Origin of the sequence: Raineyella fluvialis, from assembly GCF_009646095.1 — a bacterium.
GTDB lineage: Bacteria > Actinomycetota > Actinomycetes > Propionibacteriales > Propionibacteriaceae > Raineyella > Raineyella fluvialis.
Map to the genome: position 1 here is coordinate 3,362,972 of NZ_CP045725.1, position 24,930 is coordinate 3,387,901.

Below are 24,930 nucleotides of genomic sequence, written 5' to 3' on the forward strand. Positions count from 1 at the left end.
GTAAGGGGAACCTAAAGTGAAGACAGACCGGTCGCGATCCCCTCGCATACCGGCCGCCGACGGCCGAAACGGCCACAGTCCGGGCGCGGAGGTGAGATGGAGGGCAAGCCGCGAACGATCCACGTCGAGGGCCGCGCGATCAGGTTGACCAATCCGGACAAGATCCTCTACCCGTCCACGGGGACCCGGAAGGGCGACGTTCTCGAGTACTACCTGGCCGTCGCGGAACGCCTCGTCGGCTGGGCCCGCGACCGCCCGGCGACCCGCAAGCGTTGGGTGCATGGCGTCGGGACCGCCGAGGCCCCCGGACAGGCCTTCTTCACCAAGCAACTGGAGCGGGGGGCACCGGCATGGGTGGCCCGCCAGGACATCCCGCACACGGAGCGCGTCATCACCTATCCCCTCGTCAACGACGCCGCGACCCTCGCCTGGCTGACCCAGGTGGACACCCTGGAGATCCACGTCCCACAGTGGCGGTTCACCGCCTCGGGCGAGCAGGGACCGCCCGACCGACTCGTCCTCGACCTCGATCCGGGGCCCGGCACCGGACTGAGGGAGTGTGTCCGCGTGGCTCGCGAGGCACGCGACATCCTCGCCGGCATGGGACTCGGTGCGACGCCGGTCACGTCCGGCTCGAAGGGGATCCACCTGTACGCGCAGCTGACCGGCACCGAATCGTCCGAGCAGGTCAGCGCTGTCGCGCGAGCGCTCGCCGAGGCCCTGCGACACGAACTGCCGACCCTCGTCGTGTCGGAGATGCGCAAGTCCCTGCGGGTCGACCGTGTCCTTCTGGACTGGTCGCAGAACAACGCCCGGAAGACCACCATCTGCCCGTGGTCCCTGCGTGGCCGGCTCACCCCGACAGTGGCGGCTCCTCGGGACTGGGACGAGCTGGATGACCCTCAGTTGGCGCAGCTGTCCCTGCATGACGTGCTGGACCGCCTCGACCAGTCGATCGGGAACGGCTCGGGCCCCGTCGAGGGGACCGGCGGTCGGGATCTCCCGCCGCCAGCTGACCGAGCCGACCATGCCACCCTGCGATCGCCGGAACGCTCCTACTCCCCCATGCTGGCCACGCCCGGGACCCTGGCGTCGATGTCGGGTGCCGGATGGGCGTACGAGATGAAGTGGGACGGCATCCGGGTCATCGCACGAGTGAGGGACCACACCGTACGACTCACGAGCAGAGGCGGCCGCGACGTGACCGCGACCTATCCCGAGCTGGCGCAGATCGCGGCGCGGGCCGGTGTGGACATGGTGCTGGACGGTGAGGTGGTGGCCATCGGCTCGGGCCGGCCCGACTTCGCGCTGCTGCAGCGGCGGATGAATCTGACCGGGGCAGGAGACATCCGCCGGCTCAGCGTCGAGGTCCCCGTGACGTTCATGGCGTTCGACCTGCTCGAGGCCGAGGGGCAGGACCTCACCGGTCAGACGTACGACGAGCGGCGGGCACTCCTCGAAGACCTGGTGCCCTCGGGGGGCGTTGTCCAGGTGCCGCTGGCGCACCATGGCTCAGCGGCCGAGGCGATGGAGATCTCGGCCGAGCTCGGGCTGGAGGGTGTCGTCGCCAAGCGGCGAACGTCCCGCTATCACCCCGGCGTACGCTCCTCGTCCTGGCTGAAGGTCAAGCACCACCGAAGCCAGGAGGTGGTGGTGGTCGGGTGGCGGCCACTGACGGGCGGTGTCGACGTGGGGTCGGTCCTCATGGCGGTGCCGGACCCCTCCGGGGCCCTGGTCTTCGCCGGGCGGGTGGGGTCCGGGTTCAGTGACCGGGCGCGGGCCGAGGCCCGGGAGCTGCTCCTCCCGCTCGCGGTGCCGACACCACAGCTGGATGTCCCGTCCGCGGAGGTTGCCGGGACCCACTGGGTGGACCCGCGGCTGGTGGCGGAGGTGCGTTATGGCGAGGTCACGCCCGAGGGGAGACTGCGGCATCCGGTCTGGCGGGGCTGGCGGCCGGACCGGATGCCGCAGGACGTGCGGTGGGAATGACGGCTCAGTGGACGGCGTCGGGCTCGACATCCGACGACGGCTGTGTGGTCTTCGGAGCTGTGCTCAGGTGCAGCGCCAGGTAGAGCGGGCAGGTGGAGATCGAAGCGGTCCCGATCAGCAGAAGGCCGACGATGACCGCGACGATGCCGAGGACGGACGTGAAGCCGAGGATGTAGGCCAGGACGATGAGGATCGGGCCCAGGATGAAACGGATGAGACGGTCGGTGCTACCGATGTTCTTGATCACGAAGTTCTCCTCAGATAAATACCCCAGGGGGTATTAGCGTACGTCCAGCGTACTACGTCCTCCGTGGGCCGGTCACCCCTCGGTGGCACGAGTGCCACCCGTCGGCGACGACAGGAAGGACGGGGGTGGCGCGCCCGTGCGGCGCACCACCCCCGTCCTCGTTCGGCCGCTGTGATGCGTCACGGCGACCGGTCGGTCATCAGCTGCAGCCGCTGGTCGAGCCGCAGCCCTCACACACGTAGCAGGAGCCGCTGGGCCGCATCTTCGTCCCGCAGGTGAGACAGAGCGGTGCGTCGACCGAGGTGCCCGTCAGCTCCTCCATCAGTTCGGCGCTGGTACGAGCGTCGTGAGCGGCCGGACGGGTGGTCTCCGCGGCAGGCTTGCGCGCGGGGGCACTCTCCACCGGGGCCGGGGCCGAGGCCGTGCGGGACGCCGCGACCGGTCCAGTGGACCCCAAGGCCAGTGGCGCGACCAACAGGGCGGGGGTGGAAGACGGCTTGACATCTGCCACCGGCTGCGAGATCTCGGACTCGTCCTGGTAGCTGCCGGTGTCCAGGTATCGCGCCCGCTCGGCGGCGGTGTAGATGCCCAGCTCGCTCCGTTCCTCGAAGGAGAGGTAGTCCAACGCCAGGCGGCGGAAGATGTAGTCCATGATCGACTGCGCCATCCGGATGTCGGAGTCGTCCGTCATGCCGGCCGGCTCGAACTTCAGGTTGGTGAACTTCTGCACGAAGGTCGTCAGGGGCACCCCGTACTGCAGACCGATCGACACCGCGATCGAAAAGGCGTCCATCACGCCGGAGAGCGTGGACCCCTGCTTGCCGAGCTTGAGGAAGATCTCGCCCAGACCATCGTCGGGGTACGACCCCGTGGTCATGTAGCCTTCGGCACCCGCCACTGTGAACGAGGTGGTGAAGCTGGGACGCTTCTTGGGAAGACGCTTGCGGATCGGGCGGTACTCGATCTGGACCTGCGGCTCGACGACCTTCTTGGCCTTCTCCGCCTTCTTGCCGGTCGACAGCGGCTGGCCGACCTTGCAGTTGTCACGGTAGACGGCCAGCGCCTTCAGCCCGAGCTTCCACCCCTGCATGTAGACATCGGCGATGTCCTCCACGGTGGCGGATTCCGGCAGGTTGACCGTCTTGGAGATCGCGCCGGACAGGAACGGCTGCACGGCCGCCATCATCCGGACGTGGCCCATGGGCCGGATCGCCCGCTGCCCCATCGCGCAGTCGAAGACCTCGTAGTGCTCGGCCTTCAGCCCCGGCGCGTCGACGACGTGACCGTGCTCGGCGATGTAGGACACGATCGCCTCGATCGTCTCCTCGGCGTATCCGAGCTTGGCCAGGGCGCGCGGCACCGTGAGGTTCACGATCTGCATCGATCCGCCGCCGACCAGCTTCTTGAACTTCACCAGCGAGAAGTCGGGTTCGATGCCCGTGGTGTCGCAGTCCATCATGAAGCCGATGGTCCCGGTCGGCGCCAGCAGGGATGCCTGGGCGTTGCGGAAGCCGTTCTCCGCCCCGAGCGACACGACCTGCTCCCACTCCAGGGTCGCCGCGCGATGGATCGTCGCGTCCATCTCGTTGACCGTACGCAGCTCGTCGTTCGCGGCCTGGTGCTTGCGCATCACCCGCTGGTGGGCGTCGGCGTTGCGGGCGTACCCGTTGTACGGCCCCTCGATGGCGGCGAGCTCGGCCGAACGGCGGTAGGCCGCGCCGGTCATCAGCGACGTGATCGAGGCAGCCAGGGCGCGCCCACCGTCGGAGTCGTACCCGTGGCCGGTCGCCATCAGCAACGCCCCGAGGTTCGCGTACCCGATCCCGAGCTGGCGGTAGTTGCGCGTCGTCTCGGCGATCGCCTCCGTCGGGAAATCACCGAAGGTCACCGAGATGTCCATTGCGGTGATGATCAGCTCGACGGCCTGGACGAACCGCTCGACGTTGAAGGTGTCCTCGTCGGTCAGGAACTTCAGCAGGTTGAGGCTGGCCAGGTTGCACGACGAATTGTCGAGGCTCATGTACTCCGAGCAGGGGTTGGACGCGGTGATGCGGCCCGTCTCGGGGTTGGTGTGCCAGTCGTTGATGGTGTCGTCGTACTGCAGCCCCGGATCGGCGCACTCCCACGCGGCCTGGGCGATCTTCCCGAACAGGTCACGGGCGTCGACGGTGTCGATCACATCGCCGGTGAGCCGAGCTCGCAGGCCGAACTCGTCCCCGTCCTCGACGGCACGCATGAACTCGTCGGAGACACGCACCGAGTTGTTGGCGTTCTGGTACTGGACCGAGACGATGTCCTTGCCGTCGAGATCCATGTCGAAACCGGCGTCACGCAGAGCGCGGATCTTGTCCTCCTCGCGCGCCTTCGTCTCGACGAACTCCTCGATGTCGGGGTGGTCGACGTCGAGGACGACCATCTTCGCAGCGCGGCGCGTCGCCCCACCCGACTTGATGGTGCCGGCCGAGGCATCGGCCCCCGCATGAACGAGACCGGACCGGAGGCGGTCCCACCGGAGCTGAGCAACTCCTTCGAGGACCTGATCCGGGAGAGGTTGACACCGGCACCGGAGCCGCCCTTGAAGATGCGCCCCTCCTCGGCGTACCAGTTGAGGATCGAGTCCATGGAGTCGTCGACGGAGAGGATGAAGCAGGCGCTGATCTGCTGGGGAGCCTGCGTGCCGACGTTGAACCACACCGGGGAGTTGAAGCTGAAGTATTGGTGCAGTAGCAGCCAGGTGAGCTCGTCCCCGAAGACCCCCGCATCCTCCGGCGTGGCGAAATAGCCCTCCTGCTCGCCGGTGGTGCGGTACTTGTCCACCACTCGGTCGATCAGTGTCTTCAGGCTCGCCTCGCGTACGTCCGACCCGACGGCGCCGCGGAAGTACTTCGTGGTGACGATGGTGGAGGCGTTGATGCTCCAGAAGTCGGGGAACTCGACGCCGCGCTGCTCGAAGACGTTCTCGCCCGTCTTCCAGTTCGTCTGGACGATGTCGCGCTTCTCCCACGTGACCTCGTCGTACGGATGAATGCCTTCAGAGCTGAAGACCCGCGCGATCGTCAGACCCGCACCCTTGACAGGCTCAGGACGGGCCGACCGCGACCGGCTGGTCGTCGGACGGGTGGATTCGGACATGGATGACCCCTCTTCTGGTGGGTGAAGGCTAGGCGTTGGTAGCGGCGATCGGGGTCGACCCGGCCCGAAGGGCGGCGATCTCGGCCTCGAAGTCCTCGGCGGACTGGAACTGGCGGTAGACGCTGGCGAAGCGCAGATAGGCCACCTCGTCGAGCTCCTGCAGGGGGCCGAGGATCGCCACCCCGACCGCATGTGACGGGATGAGGGTCTGGCCGGAGGCCCGGATCGCGTCCTCGACCTGTTGGCCGAGCCGGGCCAACTGGTCCTCCGTGACGGGGCGGCCCTTACAGGCCTTGCGAACACCCTGGACGACCTTGTCACGATCGAACGGCTCGACGACACCAGACCGCTTGCTCACCGAGAGCAGCATCTGCTCCACGGTGGTGAAGCGACGTCCGCATTCGGGGCACTGGCGACGCCGGCGGATGCACTGACCGTCCTCGGTGGCTCGTGAATCCAGGACGCGCGTGTCATGGTGGCGACAGAACGGGCAATACACGACCTCCCCCTGTCTCCGGTTGCACCGGCCGCTCGGCAGACAGGTCCACCGACGCACGGGGCTGGGGATGGGCCTGTTGATCACGTGTGGACAACGTGTGTGCAAAAGACCACAATCTGTGGATTAACCACACACGTGTAACTACTAGATGTTGTGATCTTAGGCCGGTCGCCTCCATAGATCAACCCGTTGGCCGGACGGGTTTTCGCAGCGCGGCGATGGGGTGCAGTTCGTCGTCAGCAGACCTTGTCCGGTCACCCCTCGCCAGAAGCTCCCGCCAGCACCCCTGGCCGACGCGACACCCGATCGGTCACGAAATGTAGCCCGCCATCACCCCGACGACGACAACACCCACGACCACGGCGGAGATGGCCATCACGACCATCAGGGCAACAGTGCAGACACTGTCCCACAGCGCACCCCACCCCACCCCGGCGTGGGACCGCGGGGCCACCCCAGCCGGGCCGAGACCCAAGGCGTGCAAGACCTCTCCGGCGAGCCCCGCACCCCCGACACGAACCTGCCACGGGGCCGAAGTGTCCGACCTCACCGCTCCAACCGCCCCGCTGACGAACAGGGCCGAGCCGCCGCACCGTCGAGCGCTGGACGTTGCGCTCAGACGGGACTCGACGTCCACTGCACACGTCCTGGAGCTGCGGACGCCGCTAAGTCCGGCGTCTGCCGCCTTGGCGCGGCGGTGAGCCGACACCGTCACCGCCGAGGCGGTCATCACGGGCCTATCCACGACAACAGTCATCGCGACCTCCTGAGTCGAACCTACGTACGAAAAGCCTACCGAACGCCTGATCGAATGACAAGGGTGTGATGCCCTCGCGCTGAGACGTTCGATCACGAGGACAAGCAGACCGCAGGGGTCTGACATCGCCCCGGACACCGAACCCTCAGCCACCTCCGGCACCACCGAAACTCGCTGGCGCTCCCTTGCCGCGACACGCTCGAACAGGTGTTTGATTGGGGGTTTCGCCGACGATAGCCTGAGGTCATGGCCGATGTACCGGACGTGATCCCGGCTCCCCGACGAGGGCGCCCCCGTACGAGCGCCGTCGAGGAACAGGTGCGAGCGGCGCGCCGCGCCCGTCGCCAGGACCTCGCCGAGCGGGAGCAGCGTCCGACCGCTCCTCCTCGCCCCTTGGGGGAGCTCACCCCGCGCCAGCGCCTGATCCTGGATCTCATCCGCGCGACCGTGGAGGACCGCGGCTATCCGCCCACTGTTCGTGAGCTGGGAGAGGCTGCCGGCCTGTCCAGTCCGTCAAGCGTCTCCCACCAGCTGAAGGTGCTGGAGGAGAAGGGCTACATCCGGCGCGACCCCAATCGCCCGCGTGCCATGGAGGTGGTGACGGGGAGTGACGCAGCGTCTCCGGAGGCATCGTCCGGCCCCGAGGTCCCCGCCTTCGATCCCACCGGTCTGCGCGATGCGATGCCCACCGCGGTCAACGTGCCGGTCGTCGGCCGGATCGCTGCTGGCGTCCCGATCACCGCGGAGGAGCACATCGAGGACGTCTTCGCCCTGCCGAAGCAACTCGTCGGCGAGGGCACCGTGTTCATGCTCGAGGTTCGTGGCGACTCCATGATCGAAGCCGCCATCTGTGACGGCGACTGGGTCGTCGTGCGTCAGCAGCCGGATGCCGAGAACGGGGACATCGTCGCGGCCATGCTGGACGACGAGGCGACGGTGAAGACGTTCAAGCGCACGGCGGACAAGGTGTGGCTGCTGCCGCACAACCCCGCGTTCGAGCCGATCGACGGCAGCGCGGCGACCGTTCTGGGCAAGGTCGTCGCCGTGCTGCGCCGGGTCTGATCCGTCCCTCAGGCATCGTGTTCGGTTGTCCGGTCCGCCTCGGCAGCCAGCCGCTGCAGCGCCTGCACGGCGACGTCCGACGTGGTCGTGGTCCACATCGGCGGGAGTGACGCGCGCAGGAAGCTCCCGTAGCGGGCAGTGACGATCCGAGGGTCCAGGACGGCGACCATCCCCCGATCGGTAGTGCGGCGGATCAGCCGGCCGGCTCCTTGGGCGAGGAGCAGCGCCGCATGCGTGGCGGCCACCGACATGAATCCGTTGCCCCCGTGGCGCTCGACCTCCTGCTGGCGCGCTTGCATGAGCGGCTCGTCCGGGCGCGGGAAGGGGATCTTGTCGATGATGACCAAGCGGCAGGTGTCCCCCGGCACGTCAACCCCCTGCCACAGGGAGAGCGTCCCGAAAAGACTGGTCGCCGGCTCCGCCACGAACGTCCGGGTCAGTTCGGCGAGATGGGCATCCCCCTGCAACAGCACCTCCAATGCCGGCAGTTCCTGGCGGACGTACTCGGCCGCAGCCTGCGCCGCCCGCTGGGAGGAGAACAGTCCGAGAGTGTGACCGCCAGCGGCCCAGACGAGCTGGGCGATCTCGGCCAACACCGCGGGGTCGGTCCCCTCGCGCCCCGGGCGGGGCAGGTCGCGGGCCAGGTACAGGATCCCCTGCCGGCTGTAGTCGAAGGGCGATCCGACGTCGAAGGCTCGCCAGGGGAGGACACCCTCCATCGCCGCGGTGAAGCCCTCTCCCATCACCTCGTCGGCGGAGGGACCCTTGTCCCCGTTCTGCTCGGTGTCCTCCACCTGCTCGGATGCCCGCAGGCCGAAGGACCCGGCGACTTTGGTGAAGCCGCCCCCGACCTTCAGCGTCGCCGAGGTGAAGATCACGGTCCGGCCGGAAAGGATCGACCCACGCATCAGCCCGGCCACGGACAACGGTGCCGCGCGCAGCTCCCGGCCCGATCGATCCCGGTCGATCACCCAGACGACGTCACCCTCGGTCGGGGAGGCCATCCGCTCGGCGACCTCGAACACTTCCTGGAGGGTCGCCTGGGCCTGGCGCCGCTCGTTGTCGGCCTCCCGGCCCTCCTTTCCCTTGCCCAGCTGGGACACCCCGTCGCGGGCGAGGTCCCGGACCTGGGCCAGAGCCGTCGTCAGAGCGGAATCCCCCGGCTCCACCCGGGCGAGTGGCGCGCTGTCCAACGCTGTCCCGAGGGCCTCGCCGGCATCCATCAGGTCCAACGCGGTGTCGTCATCCATCCAGGCCATCGCCCGCTTGGCCACCCGCTCGACGATCTGAGGACTGAGTTCGGCAGAGGCGGCACCGGTCACCCGGGCAACCAGTTCGTGGGCCTCGTCGATCACCACGGCAGAGTGCTCGGGGAGCACCGACCCCTCCTGCATGGCGTCAATGGCCAGCAGTGCATGGTTCGTCACGACCAGATCCGCGGCTCGGGCACGCTCCCTGGACCGCTCCACGAAGCACTCCGCCCCGAACGGACAGCGCTGCGCCCCGAGGCATTCCCGCGACGAGATCGAGACCTGGGCCCAGCCCCGGGCCGTGTGCGTCGGGGCGACATCACGATCGGCGAGCCCGTCCCGCTCCGCTTCCTCCTCCGCCCACTCCCGCAGGGCGAGCACCTCGGCCCCGAGCACGGAGACGTCGTCGGCCCCGGAGCCGCGGATCTGGTCGACCACCTCCGCACCACCGAACAGCCCCTGCTGCTCGGCCACTCCGTTCTCACGGACCCGCAGCAGACAGGCGTAGTTCGACCTCCCCTTGAGCACGGCGGACCGTACCCGCTTGCCGGCCACGTTCTCCAGCGCCGCCAGGGCGTGCGGGATGTCACTGTCGGCGAGCTGCGCCTGCAACGCCAGTGTCGCGGTCGCGATCACCACCCGGTCGTCGGGATGGGCCGCGAGATGGGCCAGGACGGGAGCGAGATAACCGAGGGACTTGCCGGTGCCGGTGCCGGCCTGGACCAGCAGGTGCTCACGGCCCGCCAGGGCGTCGGCCACAGCGTGCGCCATCCGCTGCTGCCCAGGCCTCGGGCTGCCACCGATCTCGCCGACGGCCGCCTCGAGGAGGGCGTCAGCGGTCACCGTGGGCACTTTCTGGGATGGCACCTGACAACAGTAGACGCTCTCCCCGACACGCCCGATCCACCGCCGGTCCGGACCGTACGCTGAGCCCATGAGCGACAGGGGCAGCGCGCCGCACCCGGTGGGCGACAGCCCGGAGGACGCCGACGTCCGGGCGGTCATCGAGGCCGAGCTCGAGCTGCTGCGACCGGCGACGGCGACGGATCGCGCACGGATCGAGCAACTACTGGCCCCGGATTTCCGAGAGGTCGGGGCCTCCGGTCGTCTCTGGGACCGGACCGCGATGGTCGAGGCCATGGTCGCCGGCCCGTCGGCACGCTCCGTGCGGGCCAGCGACATCGAGGGTCGCCGGGTCGGCGCGGACCTCGTCCTCGTGACGTGCGTGTCCATCAGCGGTCATCGTCGGGCACATCGGACGTCCTTGTGGCGCCGCTACGGCCGGCGCTGGCGGATCGTGCACCACCAGGGCACGTTCATCCCGGAGCGGGAGCACGATCCGGGATGAACGTGCCCTGGTGGTGCACGATCCGGGACGCTGAGGCCTCAGGCTTGCCTGTCGACCACCACGCCGGTCACGGCGCAGGCGTGGTCGGGTCCTCGAGGTAGGGCTGGAAGTCGCCCGCGAGGTCCGGATGCACGCGAGCGACGACCCTGGTGCCCTCGGCGGTGAATTCCTGGGTGATGAACTCCCCGTGCTGGTGCACCTTGTCCAGCAGGTCCCCCGGGCGTACGGCACCAGGGCCCGGACCTCGACCTCGGGTCGGGGCAGCCCCGATTCGACGGCCGCCCGGACCTCGTCCACGCCTGCCCCGGTCCGGGCCGAGCAGAAGAGCGCGGACGGGAAGGTGGAGGCCAGTTCCAGCCTGGTCGTCGCATCGATCAGGTCCGCCTTGTTGAAGACCAGGAGCTCGGGGACGTCCGTCGCCTCGATCTCGGCGAGGACCTGCCGCACGGCCTCCACCTGGCCGGTGGGATCCGGATCGGCCCCGTCGACGACGTGCACCAGCAGATCGGCCTGCGCCGACTCCTCCAATGTGGACCGGAAGGACTCGATCAGTTCGGTCGGCAGGTGGCGGACGAAACCGACGGTGTCGGTCAACGTGTAGATCCGCCCGTCAGCCGCTTCAGCACGTCGCGTGGTGGGATCGAGGGTCGCGAAGAGCGCGTCCTCGACCAGCACCCCCGCGCCGGTGAGCCGGTTGAGCAGGGAGGACTTCCCCGCGTTCGTGTAGCCGACGATGGCGACCGAAGGGATCCGGTGGCGGTGCCGCTCGGCACGCTTCGTCTCGCGGGTGACGTCCATGTCGCGCAGCTTGCGACGCAGTATCGCAATCCGGGTGTTGATCCGGCGCCGATCCGTCTCGATCTTCGTCTCACCGGGGCCGCGGCCACCGATGCCCGCGCCGCCCGCGGCCTGGCCACCGGCCTGACGGGAGAGGTTGCCGCCCCACCCGCGCAGGCGCTGCTTGCGGTACTGCAGTTGGGCGAGTTCGACCTGCGCCTTGCCCTCGGCGCTCTTGGCGTGCTGGGCGAAGATGTCGAGGATGAGGATCGTACGGTCGACGACCTTGACCTTGATCTCGTCCTCCAGGTTGCGGAGCTGGGAGGCGGAGAGTTCGCCGTCGCAGATCACCGTGTCGGCCCCGGTCGCCTGGACGACCTCGCGGACCTCGACGACCTTGCCGCGGCCGATGTAGGTGGCGGGGTCGGGTTGCTTGCGTCGCTGGATCAGGCCGTCGAGGACCTCCGAGCCGGCCGTCTCCGCCAGCAGCTTGAGCTCTGCCATCGCGTTGTCGGCGTCGTCCTGGCTGCCAGTGGTCCAGACGCTGACCAGGACGACCCGTTCGAGTCGCAGCTGGCGGTACTCGACCTCGGTGATGTCCTGCAGGTCGGTGCGGATGCCGGCGACCCGGCGCAGCGAGAGACGCTCGGCGAGTTCGAGCTGGTCGCCGTCGTACGCTTCGGGATCCTCACCCTCGGCCGGGACGAAGTCGTCGTCGCCCAGCAGGGTGGGCCCGTCCTCGTCGTCCTCGTCGTCCCAGTCGTCCTGGTCGTCGTCCTGGTCGACGGCCGGCGCGTCGGACGACGCGGCCTCGTCGGTGTGGATCCGGTGGGCCCGGATCGCGGCGGCACGATCACGTGCGGGCCAGCAGCCGTCCTGTGGGTCTTCCGGAGCGGGTCCGGACGGGGTGATGGCGATGGTGGTCCTCCCTGGGTATCCGATCACCCCAGTGTAGGAGGTGCCACCATCCCCCGACGACGGCTCGGCCGCAGCCAGGTGCCGACCGCGGGCGCTCAGCCGAGGTCGGGGATGACGATCTTCCCCCGGAAGACGAGTTGGGCCGGACCGGTCAGGGTGGCCATGAGAGGGCCGTCGGACTCCGGGCGGCTGAGGCCGACGACCACCGCACCGCCCGGGACATCCACCCGTATCCGCCGTTCCTCAGCGCCGATCTCCAGGCCGAGACGCGCCGCGCTGGCAGCCGCCACGGCCACCGTTCCGGTGCCGCACGACTCCGTCTCGCCGACCCCCCGCTCGTACACCCGCATCCCGACGTGGCCCTCGTTGTGGACCCGGACGAACTCCGCGTTCACCCCCAGCGGGAACTCCCCTGCCGGCCACAGCGGTTGGCGGGTGAGGTCGAGGACACCGATGTCGTCGGTGAAGGCCACGGCGTGCGGGTTGCCGACGTCCACCGGTTGGGCGTCCCAGGTGCGCTCCACCAGGGCGCCATCGAGCACGGTGATCGGGACGGTCGGCCCGAGCAGTCCTTCGTGCAGGCGCACCGGCCCCATCCCCACCCGCACGCGGTCATCGGGCAGCAGCACTGCGTGGCGGGCGCCGGCACGGGTCCCGATGGTCACCTCGCGCTCGTTCACCAGTCCAGACTCGTAGAGGTAGCGGACGAACACGCGCACCCCGTTGCCGCACATCTCGGCGATCGAGCCGTCGGCGTTGCGGTAGTCCATGAACCAGACGTCGGGGTCACCCTCCCACTCCGCGATGTGCTTGCCGCGGACGGCGCGCAGGAGCCCGTCGGCGCCGACGCCACCGCGACGGTCGCAGAGGAAACGCACCTCCACCGGCTCGAGGTCCAGCATGCCGGCCTGGTCGGTGAAGACCACGAAGTCATTGCGGGTGCCGTGGCCCTTGGCGAAGGTGATGTCGCGCATGGCGACCATCATTCCACGCTCGTCAGGTGACCGACGGCAGGAGAAGTCCCCGCAATGGTCCCATGAGCAGTGCCTCGGCGAGCTCCTCCGACGGTCGCGTGGCGTCGACCCAGAGGATCCGGTCGTCGCGACGGAACCATCCCAGTTGCTTGCGGGCGAAGCGGCGGGTCCGGGTGATCGTCAGCTCCTTCGCCGTGGGCTCGTCGATCACCCCGTCGAGGAGATCGAGGACCTGCCGGTACCCCAGGGCCCGGGACGCCGTACGTCCCTCCCGCAGACCGTGCGCGGCCAGACGCCGCACCTCGTCGACGAATCCCTCCGCCCACATCCGTTCCACCCGCTGCGCGATCCGGGCGTCGAGCACGTCGCGGTCGAGGGAGAGACCGATCTCGGTCACGCCGTCCAGGGCGTAGCGGTGCTCCGGGAGCGTGGAAGTGTAGTGCCCGGTGAGCTCGATGACCTCGAGGGCGCGCACGATACGGCGCTCGTTGTTCGGCTCGATGCCGGCCGCGGCCCCGGCGTCGAGGTCACGCAGTCGGGCGTACATCGCCTCCGCCCCGGAGGCGGCCAGCTCCGCCTCGAGCCGGGCGCGGACGCCGGGATCGGTCCCGGGGAACTCGAACACGTCCAGGATCGCGCGGATGTAGAGCGATGAGCCCCCGACGAGCAGGGGCAGCACCCCTCGCGCCCGGCAGTCGGCGATCGCCTCCCGGGCGAGCCGCTGGAAGTCGGCCACCGTGGCCGTACGGTCGATGTCCCAGATGTCCACCAGGTGGTGGTGGACCATCGCCCGCTCTTCGGGCGTCGGCTTGGCGGTACCGATGTCCATCCCCCGATAGACCAGCATCGAGTCGGCATTGACGATCTCGGCAGGCCTTCCGACGGCCGCCAACCGCCGGGCCAGGGCGATCGCCAACGCCGTCTTGCCTGAGGCTGTGGGACCGATCACGGCGATGACGGGCGGGGGCGGGGACGCAGGCACGCCCCCAGTCTGCCGCACCTTGCGCCCGCGATTACGGCCCGATGACGGCCGATCACGCCGCGGTGACGATGTGCTGCCCGCCCGTTACGACACCGTGAAAGCACTTCCCCGCAGTCGGGCCCGCCTATCTACTGGTGTCAGGCCCCCACAGTTCGGCCCCCGGATCAGCCGGCCGCCGCCCTGCGGACCTCGGCCGAGACGCCACCCAGACGTCCGGTGCACGAAAGGACACTGCCATGGACCCCGTGAACATCATCGGCACCAGCCTCCTCGCCCTCGTCGGTCTCGAACTGGCGGTCGACTCCGTCCGCACCTGGTTCCAGAGCCGGGACGTCGATCCCCAGATCAGAGCCCGGAAGGCTCAGGACCGCCTCACCGGCATCCCCAGCTGGACGCTGGTCGGTCGCACCGACCCGTTCTGATCCTCCGACAGGCCGCCTCCGACAGATACCCCGCCGACCGCCGCACCCGCAGCGCGACGACGCAGCTCCCAGGCGTCGCCGCCGCGGGTGCGGCGCAGGTTCCTGATCCCCGCATCGGCGTTCAGATGGTGCGGCGCCGCATAGGTGATGACGGTCTCGGCGATGTCGCCCGGGCGCGGGCGCAGGGCCGGGTCGTCGGGGACGGCGACGTGGACCAGTCGATTGTCCCGTGCCCGGCCCGACATCCGGTTGGTGTCAGCGTCCTTCTTGCCCTCACCGTCTGCGAACATCACCTCGACACTTTCCCCGACGAGCTGCTTGTTCTCCTCCCAGGCGATCTCGTTCACCAGGTCGACCAGTCGCTGGTAGCGGGCATGCTTGACCGTATCGGACACCTGGTCGGGCATCGTCGCCGCCGGCGTTCCCGGCCGGATGGAGTAGAGGAACGTGAACGCCGCGCTGAACCGGGCCCGCCGGACCACCTCCAGCGTCTGCTCGAAATCCTCCTCGGTCTCCCCCGGGAAGCCGACGATGATGTCGGTGGTGATGGCCGCGTGCGGCATCGCCGCGCGGACCCGTTCGAGGATGCCGAGGAAGCGGTCGGAGCGGTAGGACCGGCGCATCCGTCGCAGCACCTCGTCCGACCCCGACTGGAGCGGCATGTGCAGCTGTGGCATCACGTTGGGGGTCTCGGCCATCGCCGCGATGACGTCGTCGGTGAAGTCCTTGGGGTGCGGACTGGTGAAACGGACCCGCTCGAGCCCGTCGATCTCCCCGCACGCCCTCAGCAGCGAGGCGAAGGCCTGCCGGTCGCCGTGCGGGCCCAGGTCCCCCGGCCGGTCCTTTCCGAACCATCCGGTGCCGTAGGCATTGACGTTCTGACCGAGCAGGGTGACCTCCTGGACGCCCTGCTCCACGAGCGTACGGATCTCGCGCAGCACGTCGCCGGGGCGCCGGTCCGTCTCCTTGCCCCGCAGCGACGGGACGATGCAGAAGGTGCAGGTGTTGTTGCAGCCGACGCTGATCGAGACCCAGGCGGAGTAGGCGGAGTCGCGATGCGTCGGCAGGTCGGACGGGAAGGTCTCCAGGGCCTCCTTGATCTCGACCTGCGCCTCCTGCCGCAGCCGGGCCCGCTCCAGCAGCACCGGCAGCGAGCCCAGGTTGTTGGTGCCGAACACCGCGTCGACCCAGGGGGCACGCGCCACGATGGTGTCCCGGTCCTTCTGCGCCATGCAGCCGCCGACGGCCACCTGCATGCCGGGCCGCTCCGCCTTGACGGACGCGATGTGGCCGAGGTTGCCGTAGAGCTTGTTGTCGGCGTTCTCCCGCACGGCGCAGGTGTTGAACACCACCACGTCCGCGTCCTGCCCCTCGTCGGCGGGCACGTACCCCGCCTCGTCGAGCAGACCGGCGATCCGCTCGGAATCGTGCACGTTCATCTGGCAGCCGTACGTGCGCACCTCGTACGTACGGGGCCGGGCCGGCCCAGTGACGGCGGGACGATCGGCGGTGGTGGAAGTCTCAGTCATGGCGGCCCCACTGTACAGGAGCGGCCTCCTTTACCACATCACGCGCAGGCACGCCTGACACTTCCGTTGACGTGTGGGGCCGTTCACCTCACCCGGTCATGTGACGGCCAGGCAACGATCGGTGGTGATGGGCGTGTGAAACGCTGTCCAATCGGCCCCGGGGGCCATATCGTGCCGTCATGACATCAATCAAGCCCGAGGGCACCGGGCCGCTGACCCCCGGGATCGGTGAACCGGTCGTTGTCCTGAAGGACGTGAACAAGCACTTCGGCGAGCTGCACGTCCTGCGTGACATCAACCTGTCGGTGGCCAAGGGTGAGGTGGTCGTCGTCCTGGGCCCCTCGGGCTCGGGGAAGTCGACGCTGATCCGGACGATCAACCGGCTGGAGACGATCGATTCCGGCAGCATCGCCGTCGACGGCAAGCAGCTGCCCTCCGAGGGGAAGGAACTGGCCCAGCTGCGCGCCGAGGTGGGCATGGTGTTCCAGTCGTTCAACCTGTTCGCGCACCGAAGCATCCTCGAGAACGTGACGCTCGGCCCGATCAAGGTACGCAAGGCGGGCAAGGCCGACGCCGAAACCCAGGCCATGAAGCTGCTGAAGCGCGTCGGGGTCGCCGACCAGGCGAAGAAGTACCCCGCCCAGCTCTCCGGTGGCCAACAGCAACGCGTCGCCATCGCCCGGGCTCTGGCGATGAACCCGAAGGTGATGCTGTTCGACGAGCCGACCTCAGCCCTGGACCCCGAAATGGTCCAGGAGGTGCTCGACGTGATGATCAACCTCGCCGGCCAGGGCATGACGATGATCGTCGTCACCCACGAGATGGGCTTCGCCCGCAAGGCGGCGAACCGGGTGGTCTTCATGTCCGAGGGGCAGATCGTCGAAGAGGGCGACCCCAAGACGTTCTTCACTGCCCCGAAGAGTGACCGGGCCCGCGACTTCCTGTCGAAGATCCTGCCCCACTGAGCCTCCCGGACGACACGACCGCACCCCCGCGTACGCCCGTACGCACCCGCGCCGGGTGACAACACCCGGCACAACCGAAAGGAACGCGTGATGCAGCATCGCAGGATCGGCCTCGCCGTCGGTGCCGCTGTCATGAGCCTCGCCTTGTCCGCCTGTGTGGCGGGCGGCTCCGGCGGCTCGTCCAGCGGAAGTTCCAGCGGAGGCGCCTCCGGAAACATCACCATCGGCATCAAGTACGACCAGCCCGGTCTGGGCCAGCAGGTCGGCAACCAGTACAAGGGTTTCGACGTCGACGTCGCGACCTACGTCGCCAAGGAGCTGGGCTACCAGCCCAACCAGATCAAGTGGATGGAGGCCCCTCCGCCCAGCGCGAGACGCTGATCCAGTCCGGTCAGGTGCAACTGGTCTTCGCCACTTACTCGATCACCGATGCCCGCAAGCAGAAGGTCGACTTCGCCGGTCCCTACTTCATCGCCGGCCAGGACATCCTGGTCAAGGCGGACCGTAACGACATCAACGGTCCCAACGACCTCGCGGGCAAGAAGCTCTGCTCGGTCGTCGGCTCGACCTCGGCCAAGCAGATCAAGGACAAGGTTCCGCAGACCCAGCTCCAGGAGGTGGACACCTACTCCAAGTGTGCCGAGGCGGTCGCCGCCGGCTCCATGGACGCGATGACCACGGACGACATCATCCTCGCCGGCTACGCCGCGCAGGACCAGTACAAGGGCAAGCTCAAGGTGGTCGGGCACCCGTTCACCCAGGAGCGCTACGGAGTGGGCCTGAAGAAGGGTGACACCGAGCTGCAGAAGAAGGTCAACGACGCCCTCACCAAGATGATCAGCGACGGCTCCTGGCAGAAGTTCGTGGACGCCAACGTCGGCGCCTCCGGCTACACGCCGAACAAGGATCTGAACCCGCCGAAGCCCGGCACCGCCTGATCCGGCCGGTGACCGCGGCGTGGGTGGCTCGCACCCGAGGTCGACCCACCCACGCCGCGGGACCCGTCCACCCCGTGCGACCCGGCGCCCTCCGGGACCCCCTTGACCCAGGAGGTGAGTCGCCGTGCAAGGTCTGGTCGACCTGCTGACGCAGTACAACGTGTTCTCGGCGTTCTGGATGACGATCAGGCTTACCCTGGTCTCGGCGCTCGGTGCGCTTGTGATCGGCACCATCATCGCGATCATGCGGGTGTCCCCCGTCCCGTCGTTGCGGGCCTTCGGAGCCGGCTATGTCAACATCATCCGCAACACGCCCTTGACGCTGATCATCACGTTCTGCGTGCTCGGGCTGTATCTCTTCATGAACCTGCATCTGCTGCCCGACTCCGTCGACCCCAAGGCCCAACTGTTCACTTGGGCGGTGGTCGGCCTGTCCGTGTACCACGCGACGTTCGTCGCCGAAGGCATCCGGTCGGGAATCAACACGGTGCCACAGGGTCAGGCCGAGGCAGCCAGGGCGATCGGCCTGACGTTCGGCCAGTCGCTGGCCCAGGTGGTGCTCCCTCAGGCGTTGCGAGCGGCGATCACGCCGCTGGGCAACACCTTCATCGCCCTGACGAAGAACACCACGGTGGTCTCGGCCGCCGGCGTCGCCGAAGCCTCCTACCTGATGAAGAACATGATCGAGTTCAGTCCGCAGTTCCTCTACGCGATCTTCTTCCTGATGGCGCTTGGTTTCGTCATCCTCACCCTGCCGGCCGGCCTGTTCTTCTCCTGGGCCTCGACGAAGTGGCAGGTGCAGCGATGAGTACGCGTGGCGCCACCGTCCTCTTCGACGCCCCCGGCCCGCGCGGGATCGTCCGTAACCGGATCATCGGACTCGGCGGCGCGCTGCTGGTCCTGGCCCTGTTGGCCGGCCTCACGTATGGCCTGCGCGTCCAGCTCGTCGGCGCCAAGTGGTCGCCGTTCCTCCGCTCCGACACCTGGGTCTCCTACCTTGTCCCCGGCATCATCAACACCCTGGAGGCGGCGGCCATCTCGGTCGTCACCGCCTCGCTGCTCGGCCTCGCCCTGGCCCTCGGCCGGATGTCGTTCAACGCGTTGGTGTCGTGGCTGTGCACGGTGGTCATCGAGTTCTTCCGCGCCGTCCCGGTGCTGATGATGATGCTGTTCGTCTACTTCCTGACGATCTTCGCGCCGTTCATCTCCCGCCTCTTCCCGGGACCGATGGTGGAGCTCAAGCCGCTTGTGGCGGTCGTCGCCGGGCTGACGTTCTACAACTCCGCAGTGATCGCCGAGCTGCTGCGCTCGGGGGTCAACAGCCTGCCGCGCGGCCAGACCGAGGCCGGACTGGGGATCGGCCTCAACATCGGTCAGACCCGCCGGCTGATCCTGCTGCCGCAGGCCATCACCGCGATGCTTCCGGCGCTCGTCTCCCAGCTGGTCGTCATCGTCAAGGACTCCGCCCTCGGCTACATCATCAGCTACCCCGAGCTGCTGCGGTCCTCCCAGACCCTGGCGAGCCGCTGGTCGAACTCGATCGCTGCCTTCATCATCGCGGCGGTGCTGTTCATCATCATCAACTACTCCCTCACCCGTCTCGCCGGCTACCTCGAGGGGCGTTCCCGCTCCCGCCAGGCCGGACGGCCGGTGCAGCTCGAGGCGCTCAACATGGAGGACCACGCCCACAACGAGGTCCCCCTCAAGGAGTGAGGTCGTCCCCGACTGAAGCTGATGACCTGACAGGGGCTCCGCACTTTCGGTGCGGAGCCCCTGTCAGGTCGAGCGGACGAGTGTCCAGGGCCCGTCAGTGGGCGACCTCGGTGGCCCGGGACTCGCGCACCACGGTGACCCGGATCTGACCGGGGTAGGTGAGTTCCTCCTCGACCTGCTTGGCGATGTCGCGCGCTAGCACCTGGGCACCGATGTCGTCCACGGCGCCGGGCTCCACCATCACCCGGACCTCCCGCCCGGCCTGCATGGCGAAGACCTTGGCCACCCCCTCGTGGGCGGCAGCGAGTGCCTCGAGCCGTTCAAGACGCTGCACGTACGACTCCAGCGACTCCCGCCGGGCGCCTGGCCTGCCGCCGCTCATCGCGTCGCAGGCCTGGGTGAGGACGGCCTCCACGGTGTGCGGTTCGACATCGTTGTGATGCGCCTCGATGGCGTGGACGACATCCTCGGACTCGCCGTACTTGCGCGCGAGATCGGCCCCGATGACGGCATGAGGGCCCTGGACCTCGTGGGTCAGCGCCTTGCCGATGTCGTGCAGGAACGCCCCGCGCTTGCAGCTCGCGACGTCCAACTTGAGCTCAGCGGCCATCACGCCGGCGATGTTGGCGCACTCGACCAGGTGCTTGAGGACGTTCTGGCCGTACGACGTCCGGTAGCGCAGCCGGCCCATCAACGTCACCAGCTCCGGGTGCAGGTCGTGGATGCCGACCTCCATCAGCGCGTCCTCAGCCGCCTGCTGACAGCGATCCGCGATGCGGCGCTGGGACCGCTCGTAGACCTGCTCGATCCGGGCCGGGTGAATCCGGCCGTCGGAGATGAGCTCGGTCAGCGCGAGCCTGGCAGTCTCCCGGCGAACCGGGTCGAAGCACGACAGCAGGACGGTCTCCGGGGTGTCATCGATCAGGACGTTCACCCCGGTGATCTGCTCGAACGAGCGGATGTTGCGGCCTTCACGACCGATGATGCGGCCCTTCATCTCGTCGCCGGGGAGGTCGACCGTTGAGACGACGGACTCGGCTGTCTGCTCGGGGGCCAGCCGCTGGATCGCCTCGACGATCACGGACTGGGCCTTCACCTCCGCCTGCCGACGGGCCTCGGACTCGATGTCGCGAGCGACGATCGCCGCCTGTCGTTTGGACTCCTGGCGGGCGACGGCCAGCACCTCCTCCCGCGCCTGGTCAGCGCTGAGCCCAGCGATCCGCTCCATCGCCGCGCGTTGCTCCGCCTCGGCGGCCGCCAGTGCCTCCTCGCGGACGCGCAGGACCTCACGCAGTTCCTCGGCCTCGCTGCGGCGACGCTCGAGTTCCGCACCGTCCCGGTCCAGGCGCTCCTCGCGTTCGGTCAGCCGGTGCTCACGACGCTCCTGGCTCAACCGGATCTCGCGGATCTCGTCATGCTGCGACTGGGAGAACGACGCGGCCTCACTGCGGAGCCGATCCCCCTCGAGCTGGGCCTCCTCGGCCTGCAGCAGAGCCGCCTGGGCCTTCTGTCGCAACTCGTCCACGCTGGCCCGCAACGATCGGTCGTAGCCGTCGGCCTCTTCCCGGACACTGCGTTGGTAGGCGTCCACCTCGGCACGCACCCGCGCCGCCTCGGCCCTGGCAGCCTCCGCCTCCGCCAGGCCTTCGGCCCGTACGTCATGGGCTTCCTCCGCGGCACGCGAGCGGAGCTGGTCGATCTCGTCCTGGGCCTCCGCCCGCAGTCGCGCCAGCTCCTCGAGCTGGGCCGGGGTAGGACCCTCCGGGCCCGCGGAACGGGATCGGCGCAACAGGATGACAGCGAGGACCCCGATGGCGATCAGGACGACGACCAGAAGGGCCCCGACGACCAGGAACCCGACCGTGGAATTCATATCTCAAGCACTCCCTTTCGACACGCGTACGTGCAGGTTGGGAGGGCGCTACAGCGTGGTGCACCGAATGGCCGGACATCCTGCGATGCCGGCCACCCTGCTGACCATCTCTATCGTGCGTGGGGTCGTCCGACCCCGCTTGTTCATCACCTGTAAGTGAAGGATCACTGCACTACCCTCACCGGGCATCTTACTGAGACGCCGCAAACGCCGCTTGAACCAGAGCGCATGCCCGGTCGTGTCGGGGCATGGTCACACTGCGCCTCAGGCATCCGGGAGGTCATCGCCCGGGCCCGAAGACCAGGCATCGAGGTCAGCGTCCGCCCCTCGAGGTCGAGGTCGGACAGGACCCGCGATGTCACGCTGCCGGAGAATCCCCGCCGGGCGAGGGCCCCCGCGAGGCGCCGTCGGCGGACCTCCGGGGCGAGCCCCGTCATCGACCGTGCCTTGCGCGTGGCCAATGCGGAGGCCGCGGCGTACTCCTGCTCGGTGTCGACGGCGCTGAGCACCTCGTCGATGATCCAGCGGTCCACCCGCTTCTTCACCAGTTCCTCCCGCAGGGCCAGCCGGGACAGGTGCTTGTGGTCCTGCCGGGAGGCGACCCACGCCTCCGCGAAGCCCCGGTCATCGACAAGTCCCACGTCGGTCAGCCTGTCGAGGACCGCTCGGGCCACCGCGGGGTCGGTGTTGCGCTTGGCCAGGGCCTGCTCCAGCTCCCCCGGGAGTGTGCCCGCACGGTGAGCCGGCGCAGCACGATCTCGCGGGCGATCTCGTACGGGTCCGCCTCCGGGTCCGGGTCCTCATCCGGACCCGGACCGCGCCGTCCTGCCGTGCTCAGAACTTCACCTCACCGGTCTCCGGGTCGATGTCCTCCTCGGCATCGGTGCCCTCGTCGGCGTCCTTGGCGACGCCGATCCCCACCTTGGCCTTGATCTTGGTCTCCAGTTCGGTGGCGACCTCGGGGTGGGTCTTCAGGAAGTTGCGGGCGTTCTCCTTGCCCTGCCCGAGCTGGTCGCTGTCGTAGGTGAACCAGGCCCCCGCCTTCCGGACCAGGCCGGTCTCCACACCCATGTCGATCAGCGATCCCTCGCGACTGATGCCCTCGCCGTAGATGATGTCGAACTCGGCCTGCTTGAACGGGGGCGCCACCTTGTTCTTCACGACCTTGACGCGGGTGCGGTTGCCGACCATCTCCGTGCCGTCCTTCAACGTCTCGATGCGTCGAACGTCGAGACGTACGGAGGCATAGAACTTCAGGGCCCGGCCTCCGGTGGTGGTCTCCGGGTTGCCGAACATGACGCCGATCTTCTCGCGCAACTGATTGATGAAGATAGCCGTGGTGCCGGCGCTGCTGAGCGCACCGGTCATCTTCCGCAGCGCCTGGCTCATCAGCCGGGCCTGCAGACCGACGTGCGAATCGCCCATCTCGCCCTCGATCTCCGCGCGCGGGGTCAGCGCCGCCACGGAGTCGATGACGATCAGCGCCAGTGCCCCGGACCTGACGAGCATGTCCGCGATCTCCAGTGCCTGCTCGCCGTTGTCCGGCTGGCTGACCAGCAGGGCGTCCGTGTCGACGCCGAGCTTCTTGGCGTACTCGGGATCGAGGGCGTGCTCCGCATCGATGAAGGCGCAGATGCCACCCTGCTTCTGGGCCTGCGCGACCGCGTGCAGGGCGACCGTCGTCTTGCCGGACGACTCCGGTCCGTAGATCTCGACGACGCGCCCCCGCGGGAGCCCGCCGACACCGAGCGCGATGTCCAGGGCCACCGACCCGGTGGGGATCACTGCGATGTTCGCGTGGGTGCGGTCACCCAGGCGCATCACCGATCCCTTGCCGTACTGCTTCTCGATCTGGCCGAGCGCGGCGTTCAACGCCTGCTCGCGGTTGTTGACTGCCATCTGCTCGCCCTTTCGTCTCCCCGTCGCCGGGGCTTTCATCCCCCGTCTGGCGGGGAGGTCGGCTCCCGGGCGTTTCGCACCGGAGCCTCGCTGTCGTCGATTCCCACCGTCACCGCTCCCGGCGATGGTGGTTGACCTGCTCGCAGCCGTCCTGCCTGCGACTGGTGCTCCCTCGGCGGCGGCTGCTGCCACCTTCAGGGGTGATGAAGTCGACTCGGGTGCCGTCGACTCGGGTACTGGTCGTGGCCGCGCGGCCTTCTGCCGCGCCGCTGGGTTGCGGTTCGTTCTCCCGGGTGCTGTCTTTCTCGCTGGTGCAGTGGATCCTGTCGTCACTTGTTCGGATACTCCCCCGTCACGCTGGTCGGGGTCGTCGTGTTGTGCAGTGTTCGTCGCCGTCATCGTCATCGTCGACAACACTAGGCAAGACCACTGACAACGCCGCACAGCCTGTCCGTGCTGTGGATGAGCGGCCCCTGTGCGCTCATCCCGGTGGACAACTTACCGAACATGTGTTCGATCCTGCGCACATTTCGCGGTGTGTCGGGTCTCGGGCGCGTCAACGCTCCTTGAGCGGCAACTCGAGGGCCTCCCAGCACGCCCGCCAGACGGTCTTCGGCGGGACACCAGCGGCCAGAGCCTCGACCACCGTACGACTCCCGAGGGCAGCCATCACCTGTTGCTCGGCCCACACCCTGGCGTATCCCGACCCGAGTTGCTGCTCGAGCCTGCGCCACAACTCCGTCTCACGCACCCGGACACAGTACCGGGCACCGCGATGGGTCCAGCTGCAGTGAAATCAGGCGGCGGCCGCGGTGGCGTGCGGCCTCAACGGCAGCGGCCGGACGGTCCGTTCGGTCACGGCCATCCGTTCGGCGACGTCTCCGATCACGTGCGACATGGGGACGTCGAGGGCGCCGCAGATGGCGGCGAGGAGTTCGCTGGAGGCTTCCTTCTGGCCGCGCTCCACCTCGGAGAGGTATCCGAGGCTCACCCCGGCCCGGCGGGACACCTCACGAAGCGTCTTTCCCTGCTCCACACGCTCCGAGCGCAACGAGGCGCCGAGGTGCTCGCGCATCAACGCGGGCCGGGTGATGTCGGTGACAGGGGCCATGGCGTCAGCTTACCCGGCCGCCCAGCCCCGCCCAGCCTGACTCGCACGGGGATTCAGCGCGCGTCGTACGCCGCGGCCACCTGGCGCAGAGCGGCTTCCACGGTGCGTCTCCGGACCCCGTGGCGATCACCGTCGAAGCGGTACTCCCGCACCGACGTCCCCGAGCCGTGGGCCACGGCGACGAAGACCGTGCCCGCGGGATGGCCCTCCTGGCCATCCGGGCCCGCCACTCCGGTGACGGCGACGGCCCAGTCGGCCTGGCAGGCCCGCCGGGCCCCTCGGCCATCGCGACGGCGGTGCCGGAGGCCACCGCGCCGTCACGGGCCAGTTCAGCGGCGTCGACGCCCGCGAGGCGATGCTTCAGATCGGTCGCGTAGGTGATGAGACCGCCCCGGTAGACGGCCGAGGCTCCCGGGACCGAGGTCAGGGTTGCCCCCAGCAGGCCACCGGTGAGCGACTCGCAGGTGGCCAGGGTCGCACCGCCCCCTCGAGCCGGGACAGGAGGCCGGCGGCCAGTGCGTACGACTCCTCGCTCGGTGCGGCGC

Annotated in this window: 21 protein-coding genes and 3 pseudogenes; 9 read left to right on the forward strand and 15 right to left on the reverse strand. The window is 68.7% G+C overall.

Going from position 1 to position 24,930, the window contains the following annotated elements; all coding sequences use genetic code 11:
- Positions 1-96: 96 nt before the first annotated feature.
- Positions 97-1,989, forward strand: a complete 1,893-nt coding sequence (gene ligD / locus Rai3103_RS15480; RefSeq protein ID WP_153573326.1) for a non-homologous end-joining DNA ligase — start codon at positions 97-99, stop codon at positions 1,987-1,989.
- Positions 1,990-1,993: 4 nt separating this feature from the next.
- Here the strand turns inward: ligD and Rai3103_RS15485 are convergent, their stop codons facing one another.
- The 4 genes and pseudogenes from Rai3103_RS15485 to Rai3103_RS15500 form a co-directional block, all read right to left on the reverse strand.
- Complete coding sequence (locus Rai3103_RS15485) at positions 1,994-2,236, reverse strand: YgaP family membrane protein (RefSeq protein WP_153573327.1); 243 nt, start codon at positions 2,234-2,236, stop codon at positions 1,994-1,996.
- A gap of 199 nt (positions 2,237-2,435) precedes the next feature.
- A pseudogene (locus tag Rai3103_RS15490) lies at positions 2,436-5,368 on the reverse strand (vitamin B12-dependent ribonucleotide reductase).
- Positions 5,369-5,396: 28 nt separating this feature from the next.
- Complete coding sequence (nrdR, locus tag Rai3103_RS15495; protein ID WP_153573328.1) at positions 5,397-5,867, reverse strand: transcriptional regulator NrdR; 471 nt, start codon at positions 5,865-5,867, stop codon at positions 5,397-5,399.
- Between the two features lie 310 nt (positions 5,868-6,177).
- Positions 6,178-6,351, reverse strand: a complete 174-nt coding sequence (locus tag Rai3103_RS15500; RefSeq protein WP_194793175.1) for a hypothetical protein — start codon at positions 6,349-6,351, stop codon at positions 6,178-6,180.
- 519 nt (positions 6,352-6,870) lie between these two features.
- Here Rai3103_RS15500 and lexA point away from each other — a divergent pair.
- Positions 6,871-7,686, forward strand: a complete 816-nt coding sequence (gene lexA / locus Rai3103_RS15505; RefSeq protein ID WP_228488983.1) for a transcriptional repressor LexA — start codon at positions 6,871-6,873, stop codon at positions 7,684-7,686.
- 8 nt (positions 7,687-7,694) lie between these two features.
- On the opposite strand, the gene Rai3103_RS15510 is transcribed toward lexA, so the two are convergent.
- A complete protein-coding gene (locus Rai3103_RS15510) occupies positions 7,695-9,707 on the reverse strand; it encodes an ATP-dependent DNA helicase (RefSeq protein ID WP_228489358.1) in 2,013 nt (670 codons plus the stop codon).
- A 163-nt stretch (positions 9,708-9,870) separates the two neighbouring features.
- Here Rai3103_RS15510 and Rai3103_RS15515 point away from each other — a divergent pair, with 163 nt between their 5' ends.
- Positions 9,871-10,284 (forward strand): nuclear transport factor 2 family protein, encoded by a 414-nt coding sequence (locus Rai3103_RS15515; protein WP_153573331.1) that lies wholly within the window; start codon positions 9,871-9,873, stop codon positions 10,282-10,284.
- A gap of 67 nt (positions 10,285-10,351) precedes the next feature.
- Here Rai3103_RS15515 and hflX read toward each other — a convergent pair.
- The 3 genes and pseudogenes from hflX to miaA form a co-directional block, all read right to left on the reverse strand.
- A pseudogene (hflX, locus tag Rai3103_RS15520) lies at positions 10,352-11,787 on the reverse strand (GTPase HflX).
- A gap of 287 nt (positions 11,788-12,074) precedes the next feature.
- Entirely contained in the window at positions 12,075-12,953 is an 879-nt protein-coding gene (gene dapF / locus Rai3103_RS15525; protein ID WP_153573808.1) for a diaminopimelate epimerase, read from the reverse strand.
- A 22-nt stretch (positions 12,954-12,975) separates the two neighbouring features.
- Positions 12,976-13,935 carry a tRNA (adenosine(37)-N6)-dimethylallyltransferase MiaA gene (miaA, locus tag Rai3103_RS15530; RefSeq protein WP_153573332.1) on the reverse strand — a complete coding sequence of 320 codons (960 nt, stop codon included), beginning with the start codon at positions 13,933-13,935 and terminating at the stop codon, positions 12,976-12,978.
- Positions 13,936-14,171: 236 nt separating this feature from the next.
- Here miaA and Rai3103_RS15535 point away from each other — a divergent pair, with 236 nt between their 5' ends.
- Positions 14,172-14,357: a hypothetical protein gene (locus Rai3103_RS15535; RefSeq protein WP_153573333.1), complete on the forward strand. Its 186-nt coding sequence runs from the start codon at positions 14,172-14,174 to the stop codon at positions 14,355-14,357.
- Here Rai3103_RS15535 and miaB read toward each other — a convergent pair.
- Entirely contained in the window at positions 14,297-15,886 is a 1,590-nt protein-coding gene (gene miaB / locus Rai3103_RS15540; protein WP_153573334.1) for a tRNA (N6-isopentenyl adenosine(37)-C2)-methylthiotransferase MiaB, read from the reverse strand. The genes Rai3103_RS15535 and miaB overlap by 61 nt on opposite strands.
- Positions 15,887-16,065: 179 nt before the next feature.
- On the opposite strand from miaB, the gene Rai3103_RS15545 reads away from it, so the two are divergent.
- The 5 genes from Rai3103_RS15545 to Rai3103_RS15560 all read left to right on the forward strand — a co-directional run bounded on the left by Rai3103_RS15545 (position 16,066) and on the right by Rai3103_RS15560 (position 19,502).
- On the forward strand, positions 16,066-16,851 hold the full coding sequence (locus Rai3103_RS15545; protein ID WP_153573335.1) for an amino acid ABC transporter ATP-binding protein: 786 nt from the start codon (positions 16,066-16,068) through the stop codon (positions 16,849-16,851).
- 90 nt (positions 16,852-16,941) lie between these two features.
- Complete coding sequence (locus tag Rai3103_RS18040) at positions 16,942-17,232, forward strand: type 2 periplasmic-binding domain-containing protein (protein ID WP_228488984.1); 291 nt, start codon at positions 16,942-16,944, stop codon at positions 17,230-17,232.
- On the forward strand, positions 17,196-17,789 hold the full coding sequence (locus Rai3103_RS15550) for a glutamate ABC transporter substrate-binding protein (RefSeq protein WP_228488985.1): 594 nt from the start codon (positions 17,196-17,198) through the stop codon (positions 17,787-17,789). The genes Rai3103_RS18040 and Rai3103_RS15550 overlap by 37 nt, the downstream gene beginning before the upstream one ends.
- A gap of 124 nt (positions 17,790-17,913) precedes the next feature.
- Positions 17,914-18,597: an amino acid ABC transporter permease gene (locus Rai3103_RS15555; RefSeq protein WP_153573336.1), complete on the forward strand. Its 684-nt coding sequence runs from the start codon at positions 17,914-17,916 to the stop codon at positions 18,595-18,597.
- Entirely contained in the window at positions 18,594-19,502 is a 909-nt protein-coding gene (locus tag Rai3103_RS15560) for an amino acid ABC transporter permease (protein WP_153573337.1), read from the forward strand. The genes Rai3103_RS15555 and Rai3103_RS15560 overlap by 4 nt, the downstream gene beginning before the upstream one ends.
- A gap of 94 nt (positions 19,503-19,596) precedes the next feature.
- Here Rai3103_RS15560 and rny read toward each other — a convergent pair whose 3' ends face one another.
- From rny to Rai3103_RS15590, 6 genes and pseudogenes are all read right to left on the reverse strand, one after another.
- Positions 19,597-21,375 carry a ribonuclease Y gene (rny, locus tag Rai3103_RS15565; protein ID WP_153573338.1) on the reverse strand — a complete coding sequence of 593 codons (1,779 nt, stop codon included), beginning with the start codon at positions 21,373-21,375 and terminating at the stop codon, positions 19,597-19,599.
- 164 nt (positions 21,376-21,539) lie between these two features.
- Entirely contained in the window at positions 21,540-22,016 is a 477-nt protein-coding gene (locus Rai3103_RS15570) for a regulatory protein RecX (RefSeq protein WP_239022362.1), read from the reverse strand.
- Positions 22,017-22,209: 193 nt separating this feature from the next.
- Positions 22,210-23,274, reverse strand: a complete 1,065-nt coding sequence (recA, locus tag Rai3103_RS15575) for a recombinase RecA (RefSeq protein WP_153573340.1) — start codon at positions 23,272-23,274, stop codon at positions 22,210-22,212.
- Between the two features lie 556 nt (positions 23,275-23,830).
- Complete coding sequence (locus Rai3103_RS15580; RefSeq protein WP_153573341.1) at positions 23,831-24,025, reverse strand: DUF3046 domain-containing protein; 195 nt, start codon at positions 24,023-24,025, stop codon at positions 23,831-23,833.
- 45 nt (positions 24,026-24,070) lie between these two features.
- A complete protein-coding gene (locus tag Rai3103_RS15585) occupies positions 24,071-24,385 on the reverse strand; it encodes a helix-turn-helix domain-containing protein (protein WP_153573342.1) in 315 nt (104 codons plus the stop codon).
- A gap of 53 nt (positions 24,386-24,438) precedes the next feature.
- A pseudogene (locus Rai3103_RS15590) lies at positions 24,439-24,857 on the reverse strand (CinA family protein).
- Between the last annotated feature and the right edge of the window lie 73 nt (positions 24,858-24,930).